Here is a 19,152-nt window from a genome sequence, read left to right on the forward strand (position 1 = left end):
GTCGCGGGGAACGGCTTCCTCATCCGATCGATCGGACTCATTCTATTATTTTTTTCCCAAAGCAAAGGAGAATCACCTGAATGGCATGGAATGCAAAGAAACAGCGCCTGCTGACGCTGCTCGCCGGCGCCTCGCTGCTCGCCGCGGCAGTCCCGCCGGTGCATGCGGAAGGCACGTACGATGCGACGTCAACCACGGGCAACATCCTCACGCTCACCGCCAACAAAGCCCAACTTACGCTGAACGGAGTCGTCTATCCCACGGCTCAACCGACAGCCGTCGTCGCCGGCGTAACCTATGCGCCGCTCAGCTCGTTGGCCGCGCGCTACGGCTACTCGGTCCGCTACGACGTCGGGACGAAGGAATCGATCGCCGTCCAGGGGACGACCGAAATTCGCATGAAGGCGGGCTCGACGACATTCTCGCTGAACGGCAAAAAAGTGGACGCGGCCGGCAAGTCGTACAATCAAAAAGGAAGTCTGATGATTCCGGTGCGGATGTGGTCCAATCTGACCGGTTCGAAGCTGTCGGTACCCACCAAAGGGCAAGTTACCCTCGCCTGGAGCACAGCGCCGACGGCTGACTTCAAGGTGGACCAGACCGAGATCTATGCCGGGCAAACCCAAGTGACGTACACCAGTCTCTCTCAATTTCCGGATAAGATCGTCGACGAGCGGTGGGAAGGCAATGAGGCGATGTTCGCCGAACCGGGGACGTACACGGTCACCCGCAGCGTCATGGACGCGACCTACGGCTGGAGCGCGCCTTATTCCATCACCGTTACCGTGCGTCCGCCGAACCAGCCTCCGCAAGCCACGTTCGCGACGGACAAAGAAATCTACAAGATCGGGGAGCCGATCCAATATACAGACCAATCGACGGACGACGAGAACGCGATCACGGGCACCGAATGGACGAACAAACGTCCGGCGTTTTTCACCGAAGGTCCGCAGACGATCTCCCTCAAGGTGACCGACCGCCACGGCGCCGTAGGCGAAATTAGCAAAACGATCACGATCACTTCCGAAGTCATGTATACCGAGGAGCAGTTCAACCAGCGTTTCACGCCGATCGGAGAAAAATATCCGATCGTCGGCGCCGACGTTCTGAAAATGCAGACCGTGCCTTATACATACACCGTCTCGGACCGCGCGCTGATCGCTTCGGACAGCCCGGAGGACTTCGACCGCGAAGGCGTTCTGTACCGGGATTCGATGATCGGGGACTTCCGCCTGTTCCTTTACCACCAGAACATCGGTACCGAACCGTTCAAGATCTACCTCGCCGCGACCAACGAGAGCGCCGTCCCCGCGACGGTGACGCTGGGCGCGCGCGGCCAGGCCGGCCCCGATAGCTTCGGCGCCTACACGGGCAAGGTGGCGGCCAGCCGCTACCTGATCTCGCAGGACAAAGGCGACACGACCGCGATCGCCCTCGCGCCGGGCGAGACCAAGCTGGTCGCCCAGGAGCTCGGCTCGCTGCCGCTGAAGCCGGGCCAAGTGTTCTCCGCCTACGCGGACCTGAACGCTTCCTCCGACGTGAAGTTCACGCTGTTCGCCGTCAAGAACGGCAAGGACCCGCTCGCCACGCTCGGTTCGCTGCCGGTGCTTCCGCGCGACGGCAAGCACATCCGCGGCACGTTCCACGGCGCGGACCGCGAAGTATCGATCGCCGAGCCGCTTGGCGCCGAGGCGCAACGGGTGCCGTTCGGCGACCACTCGATCGATCCCGCGTTGGACGGACGCGACATGCTGACTGGCCAGTTCGAAAACAACTGGGGCAACTTCGGCGTTGTCTACCATACGACGGTGCAGGTGAAGGCGAATACGCTCATCGCCGTCAACGCGCGGGGAGGCATCTACTCCGGCGTCTTTAAAGTAAACAATACGAGCGTGCTTGTCTCGAATACGAGCATGCTGCTCGATCCGAACGCGGTCTGCGTGCTTTACCGCACCGGTCCGAGCGACGAGACGGTCGACCTCTCGTTCTTGACGGCGCTCGGTTCCAACCTGCCGATGAACATCCTGTTCCTGCCGATCCGCTAAGCGAAAGCTGCCGCGGCTTGCCGTTATCGCCACCCCGGTCCGACATGCCACCCGCATGTGCGCCGGGGTGTTCGACTTTTTGCGGATGTGCGGCGCTAGTGGATCCCTTTTTTTCGGAAGTCGCCGCCTTGCACCTCGTAAACGGGCTCGACCGCGATGAACGCCCGCTGGTCGATGTCGTTCACTAGCGACCGCAGCTTGGCGAGTTCAAGCCGGGTGACGACGCAATAGATCATGAGCAGGTCTTCTTTCAAGAATCCGCCTTTGGCGTAAATGAAAGTGGTGGTACGTCCGAGCCGCTTGATAATCGCCTCCGAGATTTCCTCAAATTCGGTGGAGATGATAGTGACCGACTTGGATTCGTTGAGCCCCTCGACGACGATGTCGATCATCTTGAACGCGATATAGTAGGTGAAAATCGAATACATCGCGGAATCCCATCCGAACAAAAAGCCGGCGGCAATGAAGATGAACAGGTTGATGATCATAATGATCTGTCCGACCGACATCCTCACCTGCTGGGAGATGATGATGGCCACGATCTCCGTGCCGTCCAGCGAGCCCCCAAACCGCAGCACGAGCCCGATTCCCGTGCCGAGGATCAGCCCGCCGAACGCGAGCGCGAGCACCTTTTCCGTGGTAAAGGCGGGGACGTGATGGAGCAGCGCCGTCACGACGGACATGAGCGAAATCCCGTAAAGGCTCGACAAAGCGAACGTGCGTCCGACTTGCCGGAAGCCGAGCCAGAGAAAGGGCAGATTGATGACGAATAGAAAGAGGCCGAGCGGCCAACCGGACAGGTGCGATAAGATGATCGAGACACCGGTGATGCCGCCGTCGATCATCGCGTTCGGCACGATGAACAACTCCAGCGCCACGGCGGCCATGGCCGCGCCTACGGTGATGAACAGCAGCTTCAAGAGGGTGTGCCATCCGCTCGTTTTCTTGTGCGTTCTGGACAAGCCGACGCCTCCCTATTTGGGTATCCGGCAGTTTTTGCATGCGGCCTCCGATTTATGCGGCCGCGTGGTCGAAGCTCATTTGACGGAGAGCGCCGGATCGTTCATGATGAAGAGGTACGAGGATCAAAGGGGGGGCAGAACATGCTGCGCCAAGGCTTGCAGTTGCCCATTCGCTTTTACCGAAAGTTCATCTCGCCGCTGAAGCCGCCGACGTGCCGGTTCGCGCCGACTTGCTCGGCCTACGCCCTGGAAGCGCTCGAAGTGCATGGACCGCTCAAAGGGAGCTGCCTCGCCGTCGTCCGCATCTGCAAATGCCACCCGTTCCACCCCGGCGGCTTCGATCCGGTGCCTCCCCGGCGCGGCGCGGACGGGAAGGACGCGGATCCGGCTTGACATCGGCGGGCGTTGTCAGGTATATTTTGTACAATTCCGATCGCATCCGATCGAACCCATAACGAACCCCCTATGAAGGGATGAGTACGAAGAGAGGTCTATTTCAGAGAGCCGGGAAACGCTGAGAGCCGGCATAGACCGCCTTCCGAAGATGGTCCTGGAGGGATCGCCCGCGAGCCCGTTCCGCGCCGATGCGCAGGAGGCAAGCGATCGACGTCCGCCGGCGTTAACGGCCAGGCCGAGTCATCGGCCGCATGAGCCTTCCCCCGCGCGCGGGGCGAAGGGAAGTTGGGTGGTACCACGCGAGCTTTGCTCCCGTCCCATGAGGACGGGAGTTTTTTGCGTCATACAGAATGTATAAGTTTTACCCCTATCCATTTCTGTATGACCTCCGATAAAAACGTGCCGCCGTCCGGGAAGACGGCGAAGCCGTTTTTACTTGGTTTGACGACCGATATCTGAAGGAGATGAAGGGCATGACGGAACCGAACAAGACGTTTTATCTCACGACTCCGATCTACTATCCGAGCGACAAGCTGCACATCGGCCATGCGTATACGACGGTATCGGGCGACGCGATGGCGCGGTACAAGCGGCTGCGCGGCTTCGACGTCCGCTATCTGACCGGCACGGACGAGCACGGGCAAAAAATCGAGCGCAAGGCGAAGGACGCGGGCAAGTCGCCGCAGCAGTTCGTCGACGACATCGTAGTCGGTATCCAGGAACTGTGGCGCAAGCTGGAGATCACGAACGACGACTTCATCCGCACGACCGAGTCTCGGCATACCCGCGTCGTTCAGGCGATCTTCGCCAAGCTGCTGGAGCAAGGCGACATCTACAAAGGCGAATACGAGGGCTGGTACAGCATTCCGGACGAAGCCTTCTACACCGAGAAACAGCTCGCGGACGTCGTCCGGGGCGCGAACGGCGAGATCGTCAGCGCCAAGAGCCCCGACAGCGGTCATCCGGTCGAGCTCGTGAAGGAGGAGTCCTACTTCTTCCGGATGAGCAAGTACGCGGACCGGCTGCTGGCGTACTACGAAGAACACCCGGACTTCATCCAGCCGGAGTCGCGCAAGACCGAAATGATCAACAACTTCATCAAGCCGGGGCTCGAAGACCTCGCCGTCTCGCGGACGACGTTCAGTTGGGGCGTACCGGTGCCGGGCGATCCAAAGCACGTCATCTACGTGTGGATCGACGCCCTGTCGAACTACATTACCGCCCTCGGCTACGGCTCGGACGATCCTTCGCTGTATGACAAGTTCTGGCCGGCCGACGTCCATCTAATGAGCAAGGAAATCGTGCGGTTCCATACGATCTACTGGCCCATCATGCTGATGGCGCTGGACTTGCCGCTGCCGAAGAAGGTATTTGCCCACGGGTGGCTGCTCATGAAAGACGGCAAGATGTCCAAGTCCAAAGGCAACGTCGTGGACCCGGTCAAGCTGATCGACCGCTACGGACTGGACGCCGTCCGCTACTATTTGCTGCGCGAAGTGCCGTTCGGCGCGGACGGCACGTTTACGCCGGAAGGCTTTGTCGAGCGGATCAACTACGATCTGGCGAACGATCTGGGCAATCTGCTGAGCCGTACCGTTGCGATGATCGACAAATACTTCGAGGGCGCGATTCCGTCCGCTGCGGGCGGCGGGACGGCGTTCGACAGCGATCTGGAGCAGATGGCTGCCGCCACCGTCGATAAGGTGGAGCAGGCGCTCGAGAACATGGAGTTCTCCGTCGCGCTGTCCTCGCTGTGGGCGCTGGTCAGCCGCACGAACAAATACATCGACGAGACGCAGCCGTGGGCGCTTGCCAAAGACGAGGCCAACCGGCCTGCGCTGGCCGCGGTCATGGCGCACCTGGCCGAGAGCCTGCGCATCGTCTCCATCCTGCTTCAGCCGTTCCTGACCCATACGCCGAAGCGCATTTGGAGCCAGCTTGGTATCGCCGAAGGTTCGGCGACCGCCTGGGATAGCGTTCGCGCCTGGAGCGGCGCATTGGCCGGTTTCAAGGTATCCAAGGGCGAAGCGCTCTTCCCGCGCCTCGAGCTCGCGAGCGAGGTCGCCTGGATCGTAGACATCATGGGCGGGGGGGCCGCCCCGGCCGCGGCGGCGGAGACGGCCGGCCAGACGGCGCAGCCCGCGGCACCGATCCAAGCTCCCGCGGCTGCTGAAGCGGCCGATCGCAAAGACGAGATCAACATCGACGACTTCGCCAAAGTCGAGCTCCGCGTCGCCCAAGTCGTCGCCTGCGAGCCGATCCCGAAGGCGGATAAGCTGCTGAAGCTTCAGCTCGATCTCGGCTTCGAGATTCGCCAGGTCGTCTCGGGCATCGCGCTCCACTACAAGCCGGAGGAGCTCGTAGGCCGGAAGGTCATCTGCGTCGTCAATCTGAAGCCGGTGAAGCTGCGCGGCGAATGGTCGCACGGGATGATCCTGGCCGCCTCCCAGGACGGACAGCTGACGCTGTCCACCGTGCCGGACGGCATGCCGAACGGCGCGGTCGTTAAATAAGGGAAGGAACGAAAGCCTGCCGCTTGCGAGCGCGCGGGCTTTTTTTTCGTTCACGGTTCCTTGTTCGCTCGATCTGGGTGCGGCCATCCTATTGACAGGAGATAGAGAGGCGCGTATACTGCAATGCGTAATAAATACGATTAAGGCGAGGGAACGGAATGAACATGCGTAAGTGGACGGCCGGCTGCGCCGCGCTTCTGATCGCGGCCGGGCTGCTGGCTGCTTGCGGCGGCAAGCACGATGCGTCTGCCCCCGACAAGCTGAACGTGGTGACGACTTTTTATCCGATCTATTATTTGGCGACCGAGATCGGCGGCGAAGACGCGAACGTGGTCAACCTGATCCCGACGGGGGTCGAGCCGCACGATTGGACGCCGAAAAGCCGGGATTTGAATACAGCCTCCAAAGCCGAGTTGTTCCTCTATAACGGCGCCGGACTCGAAGGCTGGGTGGAGGGCTTTCTGCAAGGCGCCGGCAAGAAGGCGAAGACCCTCGAAGTGAGCAAGGGTATCGATCTCATCGACGCCGATGCCGAGGTAGTCGAAGATGAGCATGCCGACGGCCACAACCATGGCGATCTGCACGTCGATCCGCATACGTGGGTGAGCCCGAAGTCGATGCTCCGTATGGGCGAAAACGTGAAGGAAGCGTTCATGCAGGCGGACGAGGCCCACGGCGCCGATTACGAGCGCCGCTACGAGGCGCTGAAGGGCAAGCTGGGGGAGCTGGATCGCAAATACGCAGACAGCCTCGCCGGTGTGAGCAAGCGCGACATCGTCGTGTCCCACCAGGCATTCGGCTATCTGTGCCGGGACTACGGCCTTACCCAGACGGCCGTCATGGGCTTGTCCCCGGACGCCGAACCGCGCGCACAGGATCTGCTCAAGATCGCCCAGTTCGTAAAGGACAACGGCGTCAAGACGATTTTCTTCGAGGAGCTCGTCTCCGACCGGATCGCCAAGACGCTCGCCCAAGAGGCGAATGTCGGCACGATGGTGCTCAATCCCGTCGAAGGGCTCACGAGCGAGGAAGAGAAGGCCGGTGACGATTACGTGACACTTATGGAACGGAATTTGCAAAATCTGCTGAAGGCTTTACAATGAATAAGACGCAACGTTCGGAAATCGGGAGAGAGGAGGGACAACCATGGAGGAACGGCTTGAGCGGCCTGCGGTCGGCGGCGCGGCGGGATGCCATCGCGAAATCGTGACGCTCGACAAGGTCTCGTACGCGTACGGTTCGCAGCAGGTGCTCGACAACGTCATCTTCGGCGTGCAGGAGCGTGATTTCGTCGGACTGATCGGGTCGAACGGCGCCGGCAAAACGACGCTTCTGCGCATGATCGTCGGACTGACGAAGCCGCAGGGGGGCGAGATTCGGCTGTTCGGAACGCCGGCCGGCCGGTTCAAGGATTGGCATCTGATCGGCTACGTGCCGCAGCGCAATCACTTTAACCCGCTATTCCCGGCCACCGTCCGGGAGGTGGTGATGTCGGGGCTCTACGGGCGGCGCAAGCTGCTGCGCCGGCTTACCAAGGCCGACCTCGACCGCGCGGCGGACGCGCTCGATACGCTCGACATTCCCGACCTGGCGGACAAGCGCATCGGCGAGCTGTCCGGGGGACAGCAGCAGCGCGTCTTTCTCGCTCGGGCGCTGATCAACAACCCGAAGCTGCTCATCCTGGACGAGCCGACGGTCGGGATCGACAGCGAGACGCAGCTGAATTTTTTCCAGTTGATCAAGCATATGCATCAACATCACGACATGACGTTCCTCATGGTGTCCCACGACCTGGACATGATCCGCGGCTATCTCGGCGAGCGGCCAAAGGCATCGAGCGGCAAACTGTCGTTTTTCGTCCGGCATTCCCATGATCTCGAGGATTGCGCGGAGACGGATTTGGTGCACACCTTACGGAAAGAAGGCTAAGTCGGTTTGGATATATTGACGGCGGAATTTTTTCAGCGCGCGCTGATCGGCGGCGTGCTGATCGCGGTGACCGCGCCGCTCATGGGATTGTTCCTCGTGCTGCGGCGGCTGGCGATGATCGGAGACACGCTGTCGCACGTGAGCATCGCCGGCGTCGCGCTCGGCTTTTTGATCAACGTCTATCCGGTCGCCGTCGGCTTGGTCTTCGCGATCGCCGCCTCGTTCGGGATCGAAGCGCTTAGGCGCAAGTACCGGAGCTTCGCCGAGCTGTCCATCGCGATCATCATGTCGGGCGGGATCGCACTCGCGTCGATCCTGTTCACGTTGGGCAAAGGGTTTAACCTGAACGTCAATTCGTATTTGTTCGGCAGCATCTACACGCTCGACACGACCGATCTGATCGTCATCGGCGTCGTGACCGCGATCGTCCTGGCCGTCGTCCTGCTGCTCAAGAAAGAGCTGTTCCTGCTGACGTTCGACGAGGACGCGGCTTCGGTCAGCGGTCTTCCGGTCCGATACTTCAACATCCTGATCAGCATTCTGACGGCGCTCGTGATCAGCGCCTCGATCAAGATCGTCGGTGCACTGCTCGTTTCGGCGCTGCTCACGATTCCGGCCGCCTGCGGCCTGGCGCTCGCGCGGAGCTTTCGCCAAGCGGTCGTAATCGTCGTGGCGATCGGGGAGGTCGCGGTCATCGCCGGGCTGTGGATGGCCGGGTTGTGGAATCTCGCGCCGGGCGGCACGATCGTCCTGCTGCTGATCGTTATTTTGCTCGGGTCGCTGACGACGCGCGCCGCGCGCGTCTAGCGGCCCTCTCCGCCGTACATAGGGGAGTTCGAAATCGAAGGAGGGGTCCGCTCTGAGTCAGCTAAACGTCGGCATCGCCTTTTTCGCGGGGCTGGCTTCCTTTATCTCGCCGTGCTGTCTGCCGCTGTACCCGTCTTATCTTTCTTATATTACCGGCATCTCGGTCAGCCAGCTGAAAACGGACTCCAGCCGTGAAGTACGCGCCAAGACGATGGCGCACACGTTTTTCTTCATTCTCGGGTTTTCCTTCGTTTTTTTTACGCTGAGCTACACGGCCAACGCATTCGCCATGACGTTCCGCGAATACCAGGACGTCATTCGCCAGATATCGGCCATACTGATCGTCCTGATGGGACTGTTTTTACTCGGCATCTTCCAGCCGCAGCTCTTGCTGAAGGAGCGCAAGCTGAACGTAAGTTGGCGTCCGGCCGGCTACATCGGCTCGTTTATTTTCGGCGTCGGCTTTTCGGCGGGCTGGTCGCCGTGCGTCGGTCCGATTCTCGGCTCGATTTTGCTCATGGCCGCAAGCGAACCCGGCACTTGGGCTACGCTGACGGCCGCTTATTCGCTCGGATTCGGCGTTCCTTTTTTCGTACTGGCGTTTTTCCTCGGTTCGACGCGCTGGATTCTGAAGTACTCCAATCGGCTGATGAAGATCGGCGGCGCGCTCATGATCGTCATGGGTGTACTGCTGTTCACCGACCGCATGACGTACGTGACCATCTGGCTGAACTCGATTACGCCGAACTGGTTGAAGTTCTGATCGCGATCCAGACGATCGGCGCACCAAAGCCCGCCCCGCATTCGCAGCGGAAGGCGGGCTTTTTGCTCCTCGTGTACGACGGGGGAAGGGGGGACATCCGGGGCAGGCGGTTGGTTGATCTTCCCTTGGCGCGCTTGCCCTCGTCCCTTTCGGCGGTGTATGATACTAAGAGCAGTCAACGGTCGGGAAAGGGGAATACGCGGTGCCGACGCCAAGTATGGAAGATTATCTGGAGCGCATCTACCGTTTGATCGACGAGAAAGGGTATGCGCGGGTCTCGGATATCGCGGAAGGTCTGGAGGTTCATCCATCGTCCGTCACGAAGATGATCCAGAAGCTGGACAAGGACAATTACCTGATCTACGAGAAATATCGCGGTCTGGTATTGACCAACAAAGGAAAGAAAATCGGCAAGCGGCTGGTCGACCGTCATCATCTGCTGGAATCGTTCCTGCAGACGATCGGCGTCCAGGAGGAAAACATCTACAAAGACGTTGAAGGAATCGAACATCATCTGAGCTGGGACTCCATCACCTGCATCGAGACGCTCGTCGAATATTTCAACCGCGACGCTTCTCGCTCCGAAGAGTTGAAGCGCATCCGCGCGGAATTGGATACGGAATGAACAACGTCCGCCTGCGCGGGCGTTTTTTTATGTGCGGAAAATGAATGGCGCCACTCCCCACGGGTTTTGCGGGTGTTAAGGGAGGCGAACCCCGCATATGCATGGAGCGACACGACATGCGCGGGTGGGATGCGGGATGAAGGTAAACGGGGTTTTCGAGGGCGGGGGCGTCAGAGGCATCTCGCTCGCCGGAGCGGTGCGCGCGGCGGAGCTTGCCGGCGTATCGTTCCACCAGGTGGCGGGCACGTCGGCCGGAAGCATCGTGGCCGCCCTTACCGCCGCGGGCTATACGGCTACGGAAATGAGGGAGATTATCTCCGCCATGCCGTTCTCCAAGTTTTTGCAGCGCGCGCCGATCTTCAACGTCAAGGTGCTCGGGCCCGTCGTCCGGCTTTTTTTGCGAAAGGGGCTGTACGCCGGGGACGCGCTCCAGCTTTGGGCGTCGCAACTGCTGGCGGCCAAAGGCATTCGCACCTTCGGCGACCTGCCTCACTGCAAACTGCGGATCATCGCCTCCGACATCACGAACGGAAAGCTTCTCGTCCTGCCCGAAGACATCGCGGATTATGGGATCGATCCGATGCGCTTCAGCGTCGCCAAGGCGATCCGTATGAGCGCGAGCATTCCGTATTTCTTCGATCCGGTCATTATCCGTCAACCGATGAGGCCTCGATTGGGGAAGCGGCTGAGGCCCGAATTCGTCAAAATTTCCTATATTGTCGACGGAGGCCTGCTCAGCAACTTTCCGCTATGGGTGTTCAAACAGGACGAAGGAGAAGGCGGCTCGCTGCCGGTGCTCGGCTTTCAGATGGTCGGCCGGCCGAACCCGCGCGGACATCGGATCGGCGGGCCGTTCTCCATGTTTTACGCCATGTTCGAAACGATGCTGAGCGCTCACGACGAAAGGTATATCGAAAAGGACAACCGCATTCGCACGATCAAGATCCCGACGATGGGCGTTCGAACGACGGAGTTTCATCCGACTGCGGAACAGATGGAGGCGCTCTATCAATCCGGCTTCGAAGCCGGGCAATCCTACTTCGGCCGAATGGACCGCCGGACGTGCACCATCCCGCTGGATATCGAGCAGCCTCCGGAACGGCGCGGCGATGGGGCGGGACCGCGGGTGAACTTCAGGAAGTAACCTGTGCGTCGCGGTTCGTCCCCGCAACAATAAAGCGCCGCCCCGGGAGAGGGGCGGCGCTTGCGCCTGAAACGTTTAGTGATAAGGAGGCGGTTCGTCGTCGCGGTTTTTGTTGCCTTCGATGACGCGGAACGGCATCTGGCGGCGTCTCGGCTTGTCGGCTTCGGCGCGCGACTGCTGCCGCTTTCGGCTCTGGACGGCCGCGCGGTGATAGGCGGACCGGGACGAGCCGCCGCGGGCGAAGCGGGAGGGTGGGAATTTGTACAGCAGCCAGACGATCGCGATCAGGGCGACCGGAATGAGGAGACCAAGCGCTCCTTGTTGGATCTGCCCGAACAAACCGATGGCGATCAGGACGATCAGTACAACCAGGAAAGGGCTGATCCTTCTCTGCGTACCCATGTGGAACGCCTCCTTCATGTCAAAGTGAACGACCGGCCTACGAAACCTGAGCGCTGCGATCCAGCTCCCGCATCCGGTTGAACGATGCGATGGAAACCGCCACCTGGTCGTCGTTCGGCTCTTTGGTCGTCAACAGCTGAAGCCAAAGACCCGGGTAGCCGAGATAGCGGAGCACCGGAATATCCCGCAGCGCGTTGGTCCAACGGAGTACCTCGTACGAGATGCCGATGACGACGGGCAGCAGCACGATGCGCATCCAGATCCGCTCCCAGATGGTGTCCCAGGAGAAAATCGGAAACGAATAGAGAACGACGCCGACCAGGACTGTGAAAATGATGAAGCTGCTGCCGCAGCGGTAGTGCAGGCGCGTGAACTTCTGCACGTTGTCGACGGTCAGCTCGGCTCCCGCCTCGTAGGCGCTGATGACCTTGTGCTCGGCGCCGTGGTATTGGAACAACCGCTTCATGAGCGGCGTCTTCGAGATGAACCAAAGGTAAAAGAGCAGCAATGCGATCTTGATGGCGCCTTCAAGGAGGTTGTGCAATATTTTATTCGAGAATGCGTGTCCGAAGATCACGCTTTCCAAAAAAGCGGGCACGGAAACGAAAATTAATTTACCGACGACGAAGGAAAGCACCCCGACGACCGCGACACCCAGAATCATGGAGAGGCTCCACTTTTCCTTTTCCTTCTCCCCGGTTTTCTCCGCGCCTTCGGCATCCGATTCGTCCTCGGCGTACGCCTCTGCGGAGAAGTTCAAATGCTGCGAGCCTTTGGCGGCGGATTCGACGATGCCGACGATCCCCCGGACAAACGGAATTTTCTTGAGCGCCGTCAGCAATCCGTTTCGGGAGGGCTTCTTTGGCACCTCGTAAAACGCGATCTCTTGATTTTTCCGCCGTACGGCCGTCACGTGCACGCTTCGTCCGGCGAACATGACGCCCTCGATGACGGCTTGTCCCCCGTAAACGGCGGTTGATTGTTCTGCCACGCGATTCACCATCTCTCGTCAATCTCTGGAAGCCTAGGCCTCTAGTTACCCCTTATTTTACAGGATAAACATCCGATTTGCCACCGGTAGCGCCGGGCCAGCTCGCCTCCTGCCGATTAATTAGGATGCGGGGCGATCATACTATTGGAAATGCCGATTATCGGCCCGGGAGGAAGGAAATGCGATGGAGAAAAAGGAGCGCCAAAGCGGCGAAGCGCCCCGCACGATGCCCCCGGCCCTGTTCGTCCTGATCCTCGGCGTATGCGGCGGCGTCATCTGGGGTCTGGCGCGGTGGCTGGCCGTGGCGCTGAGTTTCACCAAGGTCCCGCAAGCGTTTTTGGCGGATCCGTGGATCAAACGGGCGTCGTTGAATACGTTCGGGTGGCATCTGGCGGGGCTCGGGATGTTCGTCCTCATGACCATCGTCGCCGCGTTTGTCTACTGGCTGCTGCTGGGCAAGCTAGCCGGTCCCTGGCCAGGCTTCTGGTTCGGACTGGCTTGGTGGGCGCTGCTGTTCGGGATCGGACCGGCGACGGGCGCGATTCCGCCACTGCGGACGATCGGGTGGAACAGTATCTTTTCAGAGCTGTGCCTGTACGTCGTCTGGGGTTTGTTTATCGGCTACAGCTACGCCTTCGAATTTCATGACGAGTCGGCCCGTGAACCGGCCAAGGCCGATTCCGGAGAGCAGCCGCAGCCCGCGTCCTGAGACGGCGAGGACAGTGGCCCGATCCCCGTCCGCTATGCTACAATAACGGATGAACATGACGCAGGATATGGCGGTCCCGGCACGTCCGTCGCCCCGGGACCGCCGTCGTCATCAGCGGAGGGGATCAGGGAATGCGAAGCATTCTAGTATTGAACGGGCCGAACCTGAACATGCTCGGCATCCGCGAGCCCGGCGTCTACGGCAGCTCGACGCTGCAGGACATCGAGACGCGGCTGCGGGCGGCGGGGGAGCGTCTGCAAGCGGAATTGCACTTTTTTCAATCGAACCACGAAGGCGCCTTGCTGGACGAGATCCATGCGGCATACGGACGCCGGGACGGCATCCTGATCAATCCGGGCGCGTTCACCCATACGAGCGTCGCGCTGCGGGACGGGATCGCGTCCGTCGGGCTGCCGGCCGTTGAGGTGCATCTGTCCAACGTCTACAAGCGCGAGCCGTTCCGGCACAAGTCGCTGACCGCGCCGGTCTGCGTCGGTCAGATCGCGGGCTTCGGCGCGCACGGGTACGAATTGGGGCTGGAGGCCCTGCTGCAGTACATAACCGATCAACAAGAGGCGCAACATCTAACACATGGGGGTGCGGGACATGCCGAATAATCGCGTACGGCGACTGAGAGAGCTGCTGTCGTCGCTCGGGGGAGAAGCCATTCTGATCACGAACGCCGTGAACCGCCGGTACTTGACCGGATTCACCGGGTCTTCCGGCGTCGTGCTCGTCACGGAGAGTCACGCGGCGCTGCTGACGGACTTCCGTTATCGGGAGCAGGCGCCTCAGCAGGCGGTCGGATTCGAAATCGTCGAACATGCGGCGGGCATTTACGCCACCGTGGCCGAGCTGCTCAAGAAATGGGGCGTCGCCAAGCTGCTCTTCGAAGATCAGCATGTGACGTTCGCCGCCTACACCTCCATCCGCGAGCAGCTTCAGCCGGTCGAGCTGATCCCCGCTGGGATGCCGGTCGAGCAGCTCCGGATGGTGAAGGACGAGGGAGAGATCGCCGTCATCCAGGATGCCGCGGACATCGCGGATCAGGCGTTCGCCCATATTCTCTCGCATCTGAAGCCGGGCGTTACCGAGCGCCAGATCGCGCTGGAGCTCGAATTTTTCATGAGGAGTCTGGGCGCTTCGGGGACGTCGTTCGAGACGATCGTGGCGTCCGGCGAGCGCTCGGCGATGCCGCACGGCGTGGCGAGCGACCGCGTCATCGGCAGCGGCGAGTTCGTCACGCTGGATTACGGAGCTTCCTATCAAGGGTACGTCTCCGACCTGACGCGGACGGTCGTCGTCGGACCCGCCAGCGACAAGCATCGCGAAATCTACGGGATCGTGCTCGAATCGCAGCTTTACGCGCTCGAGCATTTGAAGCCCGGCATGACGGGACGCGAAGGCGACGCCTTGACGAGAGATATCATCACGCGGTATGGTTATGGTGACCATTTTGGCCATGGGACGGGCCACGGCATCGGCATGGAGATCCATGAGGCGCCGAGACTGTCGCATCTGGCGGCCGACACGATTTTATCCCCCGGTCACGTCGTGACCGTCGAACCCGGCATTTATCTCCCCGGATTCGGCGGAGTAAGGATCGAGGACGACGTCGTGTTGACGGACACCGGGGTTAAAATACTTACGCATTCCCCGAAGGAACTGATCGTTCTGGAATAAGGGAAAGCCACGCTTCCACAGGAGGGAATTTTTGCAGTGATTTCCGTTAACGATTTTAAAACGGGTCTGACCATCGAAGTGGATGGAGACCTCTGCACCGTCATTGACTTTCAGCACGTCAAGCCGGGCAAAGGTGCGGCCTTCGTCCGCTCCAAGCTGAAAAACCTGCGCAACGGCAACGTCCTCGAAAAAACGTTCCGCGCGGGCGAGAACGTGACGCGGGCGCATGTTGAGAACCGTGCGGTGCAATATCTGTACAACTCGGGCTCCGAATATACGTTCATGGACAACGAAACCTACGACCAATTCACGTTGGACAAGAAGCAGCTCGAGTGGGAGATCAACTTCCTCAAAGAGAACATGACCGTGAACATCACGAGCTACCAAGGCGAGATCCTCGGCATCAACCTGCCGAACAACGTCGACCTGAAGGTCGTTGAGACCGAGCCGGGCATCAAAGGCAACACGGCGACCGGCGCCACGAAGAACGCTCGCCTCGAGACGGGCCACAACGTGCAAGTGCCGCTCTTCATTAACGAAGGCGACGTGCTGCTGATCGACACCCGCGAAGGCAAGTACATTTCTCGCGCTTAATCCAAGCGACGGCTAGGCAAGAGAGAGCCCCGTCCCGCCCCGAGCGGGAAGGGGCTCTTTGCGTTCCGCCCCAGAATGTTCCCTTTAAATACCTGCGTTTTTCTTCTCCGCCAACGATCCAAAAACGCAAGGGCCTTCTCTCTCGCCTTCTCTCTCGCCTTCCGATCTACCCGTCCGATGCCGAAACTGGATGAACCGTTTATTTTCTTGGTTTCTGGGTCTATGTACTTATGCTATAATATAATGCTGTATGCAGAGTTTTTGGTGAGGAGTGAAACCGCGTTGTCGTTAATCGTGATGAAATTCGGCGGCAGTTCCGTCGGCACCACGGAACGGATGCAGCGCGTGGCGCAGCGGATCGTAGAGAAAAAGCTGCAGGGCCACCGCGTCGTCGTCGTTGTGTCCGCCATGGGGGATACGACGGACGATCTGATCGACAAGTCCCTTGAGCTGAACGGCCAGCCGCCCGCCAGGGAAATGGATATGCTGCTCACGACGGGAGAGCAGATTTCCGTCGCGCTGCTGTCGATGACCATTCATAAACTGGGTCACGCCGCCAAGTCGTTTACCGGCTGGCAGGCGGGCATCGTGACCGAAGCGGTGCACGGGAAAGCCCGGATCTCCGATATTACGCCGACCCGCTTGTTCGCCGCGCTCGACGAGGGTAACGTCGCCATCGTCGCCGGCTTCCAGGGCATGACGGAAGACGGGGAGATTACGACGCTCGGCCGCGGAGGCTCGGATACGACGGCAGTCGCCCTCGCGGCGGCGCTGAAGGCGGACGTCTGCGAGATCTATACCGACGTAGACGGGGTGTATTCGACCGACCCCCGCGTCGTCAAGTGCGCGCGCAAGCTGGACGTCATCTCGTACGACGAGATGCTGGAACTGGCGAATCTGGGCGCGGCGGTGCTCCATCCGCGCGCCGTCGAATACGCGAAGCACTACAAGGTGAATCTCGTGGTTCGCTCGAGCTTCACGCAAAACGAAGGAACGCTCGTGAGGGAGGAAGCGGCAATGGAACAGGGAGTGGTCGTGAGCGGCATCGCTTTCGATAAAAACGTGGCGCGCATCAGCATTTTGGGCGTGCTGGACGAACCGGGCGTACTGGCCAACATTTTCGGCGCGCTGGCGAATGAAAGCATCGACGTCGACATCATCGTGCAAAGCGGCGTGTCGAACGGCAAGGCCGACTTCGCGTTCACCGTCTCGCTCGCGGACAGAGGCCGCGCGCTCGATGTGATTGAGAACGTGAGGGCGAAGGTGCCTTACGACGAAGCGACCTACGAAGAAGGGCTCGTCAAAGTATCCATCGTCGGCGCGGGCATGGTCTCGAATCCGGGCGTCGCCGCCAAAATGTTCGACGTTATCTCCAAAGCCGGCGTCAGCATCAAGATGGTCAGCACCTCGGAAATCAAGTGCTCGTGCGTCATCGCAGCCGAGCCGCTGCAGGACGTCGTGCGCGCGCTGCACACGGCATACGGCCTCGATACGGCCGATTCCGTCATTGTCGGCGGTCCGCAAGACCGCCGCTAATCGCAAACAGGGACTCCTATCGCCGCGCGGGCCGAAAGGCTTGCGCGGTTTTTTGCCGTCTGCCGCCGGGGCTTGGTCGTTCTACTTGCCGAGGAAGAAGTGGATCCCCTTCAAGATGACGACGGTGATCCCCGCTGCCATGAGCGGACCCACGGGCACGCCGCGCAAAAATACGATGCCCGCAATCGAGCCGATGACGAGGCCCACGATCATTTGTGGATCGGCCTTGAGCAGATCGAGGCCTTTGCCGTTCAAATACGCGGCGATGGTTCCCCCGATGAGCGCCACCCAGCCGATCCAGCTCGAAAACATGTTCATGACGTCCTTGACCTGAACTCTGCCCGCCGCGAACGGCACGAGCACGGCCATCGTTAGGAATAGCAGGCCAAGCTCCAGTCCGCGCCGCTCGATCGCGGGCAAATAGCGCTCCAGGTGAACGAGCTTCACGACGAGCAGCACGCAAGCGGCCGTCGTAATGATCGGAGAGCGGCCTATCAGCCCGATCACGATGAGCGCGACCAGCACCCAATCCCCGTTCATCGCACCGTACATCGTCGTTTCACTTCCCTTTTTCCGCGGATCGCCGCCGTTTCTTGTACATGCTACTACGATATGAGGACCGGCCTCCGGCTTAGAACGGACGCCTCCGATCCCCCGTCTGCGAATGGCGCCTCGGCACCGCGGACCCCATCTCGCGCGAAAGCCCGGAAGATCCGAAGATCCGCCGGGCTTTCCGCATTCGAACATCGATTTAAATCTCGTAATCCGCGACGATGGGGTGCATCCCGAACGTATCCGATCGCAATCCGCGTCGAAGCGTCTCCAGAGCGAACGCATCCTGAGGCGAAACGTTGCCCAAATTGACATCGGACCCGAGGGTCCGCAGCAGGTGCGCCTGCTGCTCCTTTTGCGGCGCTTCCCACATCAGCCTGGCCGTGTCCGGAATGCGGCGCACGATCTCCCGAAGTTCTTCCTCCCGGCAATTGCCCTCCTCGTCGAACAATCCGACCCCGACGCCGGATTCCCGCGCTTCGACCGTAACCGCTTCGGCGCCGCAGAGCAGATCCCGCTCCGCCGTACGGCACAAGTCGTCGAGCGAGATGCGCGAGCCGGACAGCTTTTTGCCGTATTCGGTAAAGACGCGGAAGCCATACTGTCCCGCCTGCCGAATCAGCGCGTCGCGCGTCCTCCGATCCATCGCGATCGTCCCGTCGGACACCTCGACGGCATCGAAGCCGAGCTCCAGCGCCGAGCGGAAGAAGGCGTCGATCACGTCCAGTCGGACGGCGGCCTCGAGCAGCGTTCCCCCCGGAAACGTGGCGATGCCGTGCTTCTGCGCGGAAGCGATCTTCTCCCGCAGCATCGGCAGCGGATAGAGCGGCGACGTGCCGAAGCCGAATTTGATCAAGTCGATGTAAGGGCTAGCCGTCGTCAGCAAGTCTTCAAAAGCGTTCGGACCGAGTCCTTTGTCCATGACCATCGTCCGTCCCGCTTCCCGGGGCTTCGGACGCCGGCTCTCGCTCGGATCGGACAAGAGCGGATGCCACTGCGATTCGATTTGGATATCCATGATCAGCGCTCCTTGTGAAAGGTACTGCATGATATGCAGGCGCCCATGGGCCGGTGCCCGGCGAATGCGAAGTCTCGCGGGCCGCGAAAAACGGCAAGTTGTCCGACAAGGACGCATAGAATAGACCGCAGACCAACGTGAGGATCGAGGAAGGAGGAAATCGCTTGGACAAAACGGTCTTCAGCATGGCGGTTCTGCGCCTGCTGTCGGGCAGCATCGAGCTGACCGCGGCGCTCGTCATGCTGAAGTTCAACGACGTGACCAAGGCGCTCGCCGTCAATTCCATGCTGGCGCTGGTAGGTCCGATGGTACTCATCGCCACGACGACGATCGGCCTGGTCGGCCTGTCGGACAAGCTGTCGCCCGCGAAGTTCGTGTGGGTGGCGGTCGGGGTCTCGTGTCTGCTCGTCGGCATTCTCAAAAAATAACGACTCTATCATTTTAAAAGCCGCCGGCGAGGCGCAAGAACGCGGAATGACGATT

Annotated in this window: 20 protein-coding genes; 15 read left to right on the plus strand and 5 right to left on the minus strand. The window is 60.5% G+C overall.

Features of this window, described 5'->3' with window-relative positions:
• Positions 1 to 80 precede the first annotated feature (80 nt).
• Positions 81 to 2,045: a stalk domain-containing protein gene (locus tag LKX83_RS09795; protein ID WP_227882000.1), complete on the plus strand. Its 1,965-nt coding sequence runs from the start codon at positions 81 to 83 to the stop codon at positions 2,043 to 2,045.
• Positions 2,046 to 2,140: 95 nt separating this feature from the next.
• Here LKX83_RS09795 and LKX83_RS09800 read toward each other — a convergent pair whose 3' ends face one another.
• On the minus strand, positions 2,141 to 3,007 hold the full coding sequence (locus LKX83_RS09800) for a YitT family protein (protein ID WP_227882001.1): 867 nt from the start codon (positions 3,005 to 3,007) through the stop codon (positions 2,141 to 2,143).
• Positions 3,008 to 3,148: 141 nt separating this feature from the next.
• Between LKX83_RS09800 and yidD the strand changes: the two genes are divergently transcribed.
• From yidD to LKX83_RS09840, 8 genes are all read left to right on the plus strand, one after another.
• Positions 3,149 to 3,400, plus strand: coding sequence for a membrane protein insertion efficiency factor YidD (gene yidD / locus LKX83_RS09805; RefSeq protein WP_227882002.1), 252 nt, complete (start codon positions 3,149 to 3,151; stop codon positions 3,398 to 3,400).
• 476 nt (positions 3,401 to 3,876) lie between these two features.
• Positions 3,877 to 5,916, plus strand: coding sequence for a methionine--tRNA ligase (gene metG / locus LKX83_RS09810; protein ID WP_370639056.1), 2,040 nt, complete (start codon positions 3,877 to 3,879; stop codon positions 5,914 to 5,916).
• Positions 5,917 to 6,074: 158 nt separating this feature from the next.
• Complete coding sequence (locus LKX83_RS09815) at positions 6,075 to 7,019, plus strand: metal ABC transporter solute-binding protein, Zn/Mn family (RefSeq protein ID WP_227882003.1); 945 nt, start codon at positions 6,075 to 6,077, stop codon at positions 7,017 to 7,019.
• Between the two features lie 43 nt (positions 7,020 to 7,062).
• Positions 7,063 to 7,845, plus strand: coding sequence for a metal ABC transporter ATP-binding protein (locus LKX83_RS09820; RefSeq protein ID WP_227882004.1), 783 nt, complete (start codon positions 7,063 to 7,065; stop codon positions 7,843 to 7,845).
• A 6-nt stretch (positions 7,846 to 7,851) separates the two neighbouring features.
• Positions 7,852 to 8,652: a metal ABC transporter permease gene (locus LKX83_RS09825; protein WP_227882005.1), complete on the plus strand. Its 801-nt coding sequence runs from the start codon at positions 7,852 to 7,854 to the stop codon at positions 8,650 to 8,652.
• A gap of 52 nt (positions 8,653 to 8,704) precedes the next feature.
• Entirely contained in the window at positions 8,705 to 9,415 is a 711-nt protein-coding gene (locus LKX83_RS09830; RefSeq protein WP_227882161.1) for a cytochrome c biogenesis CcdA family protein, read from the plus strand.
• Between the two features lie 202 nt (positions 9,416 to 9,617).
• Positions 9,618 to 10,040, plus strand: coding sequence for a transcriptional regulator MntR (gene mntR, locus LKX83_RS09835; protein ID WP_227882006.1), 423 nt, complete (start codon positions 9,618 to 9,620; stop codon positions 10,038 to 10,040).
• 136 nt (positions 10,041 to 10,176) lie between these two features.
• A complete protein-coding gene (locus LKX83_RS09840; protein ID WP_227882007.1) occupies positions 10,177 to 11,184 on the plus strand; it encodes a patatin-like phospholipase family protein in 1,008 nt (335 codons plus the stop codon).
• A gap of 75 nt (positions 11,185 to 11,259) precedes the next feature.
• Here LKX83_RS09840 and LKX83_RS09845 read toward each other — a convergent pair whose 3' ends face one another.
• Complete coding sequence (locus LKX83_RS09845) at positions 11,260 to 11,586, minus strand: hypothetical protein (RefSeq protein ID WP_227882008.1); 327 nt, start codon at positions 11,584 to 11,586, stop codon at positions 11,260 to 11,262.
• 37 nt (positions 11,587 to 11,623) lie between these two features.
• Positions 11,624 to 12,577, minus strand: a complete 954-nt coding sequence (locus LKX83_RS09850; protein WP_227882009.1) for a DUF1385 domain-containing protein — start codon at positions 12,575 to 12,577, stop codon at positions 11,624 to 11,626.
• Between the two features lie 184 nt (positions 12,578 to 12,761).
• Between LKX83_RS09850 and LKX83_RS09855 the strand changes: the two genes are divergently transcribed.
• The 5 genes from LKX83_RS09855 (at position 12,762) to LKX83_RS09875 (ending at position 17,099) form a co-directional block, all read left to right on the plus strand.
• A complete protein-coding gene (locus LKX83_RS09855; protein ID WP_227882010.1) occupies positions 12,762 to 13,286 on the plus strand; it encodes a YqhR family membrane protein in 525 nt (174 codons plus the stop codon).
• A gap of 131 nt (positions 13,287 to 13,417) precedes the next feature.
• The gene (gene aroQ / locus LKX83_RS09860) at positions 13,418 to 13,903 is read left to right on the plus strand and encodes a type II 3-dehydroquinate dehydratase (protein ID WP_227882011.1); all 486 of its coding nucleotides are present in this window, start codon (positions 13,418 to 13,420) and stop codon (positions 13,901 to 13,903) included.
• Entirely contained in the window at positions 13,893 to 14,969 is a 1,077-nt protein-coding gene (locus LKX83_RS09865) for a M24 family metallopeptidase (protein ID WP_227882012.1), read from the plus strand. Before aroQ ends, LKX83_RS09865 begins: the two co-directional genes overlap by 11 nt.
• 36 nt (positions 14,970 to 15,005) lie before the next feature.
• The gene (gene efp, locus LKX83_RS09870; protein WP_227882013.1) at positions 15,006 to 15,563 is read left to right on the plus strand and encodes an elongation factor P; all 558 of its coding nucleotides are present in this window, start codon (positions 15,006 to 15,008) and stop codon (positions 15,561 to 15,563) included.
• 282 nt (positions 15,564 to 15,845) lie between these two features.
• Positions 15,846 to 17,099, plus strand: a complete 1,254-nt coding sequence (locus LKX83_RS09875; protein ID WP_227882014.1) for an aspartate kinase — start codon at positions 15,846 to 15,848, stop codon at positions 17,097 to 17,099.
• Positions 17,100 to 17,180: 81 nt separating this feature from the next.
• On the opposite strand, the gene LKX83_RS09880 is transcribed toward LKX83_RS09875, so the two are convergent.
• Together LKX83_RS09880 and comA are read right to left on the minus strand one after the other, a co-directional pair.
• Positions 17,181 to 17,639 carry a DUF441 domain-containing protein gene (locus LKX83_RS09880; protein WP_227882162.1) on the minus strand — a complete coding sequence of 153 codons (459 nt, stop codon included), beginning with the start codon at positions 17,637 to 17,639 and terminating at the stop codon, positions 17,181 to 17,183.
• A gap of 211 nt (positions 17,640 to 17,850) precedes the next feature.
• Complete coding sequence (gene comA, locus LKX83_RS09885; RefSeq protein ID WP_227882015.1) at positions 17,851 to 18,669, minus strand: phosphosulfolactate synthase; 819 nt, start codon at positions 18,667 to 18,669, stop codon at positions 17,851 to 17,853.
• Positions 18,670 to 18,833: 164 nt separating this feature from the next.
• Between comA and LKX83_RS09890 the strand changes: the two genes are divergently transcribed.
• Positions 18,834 to 19,097 (plus strand): YqhV family protein, encoded by a 264-nt coding sequence (locus LKX83_RS09890; protein WP_227882016.1) that lies wholly within the window; start codon positions 18,834 to 18,836, stop codon positions 19,095 to 19,097.
• Positions 19,098 to 19,152 lie beyond the last annotated feature (55 nt).

Source organism: Cohnella baijiui, from assembly GCF_020731285.1.
In the GTDB taxonomy this organism is placed as follows: Bacteria; Bacillota; Bacilli; order Paenibacillales; family Paenibacillaceae; genus Cohnella.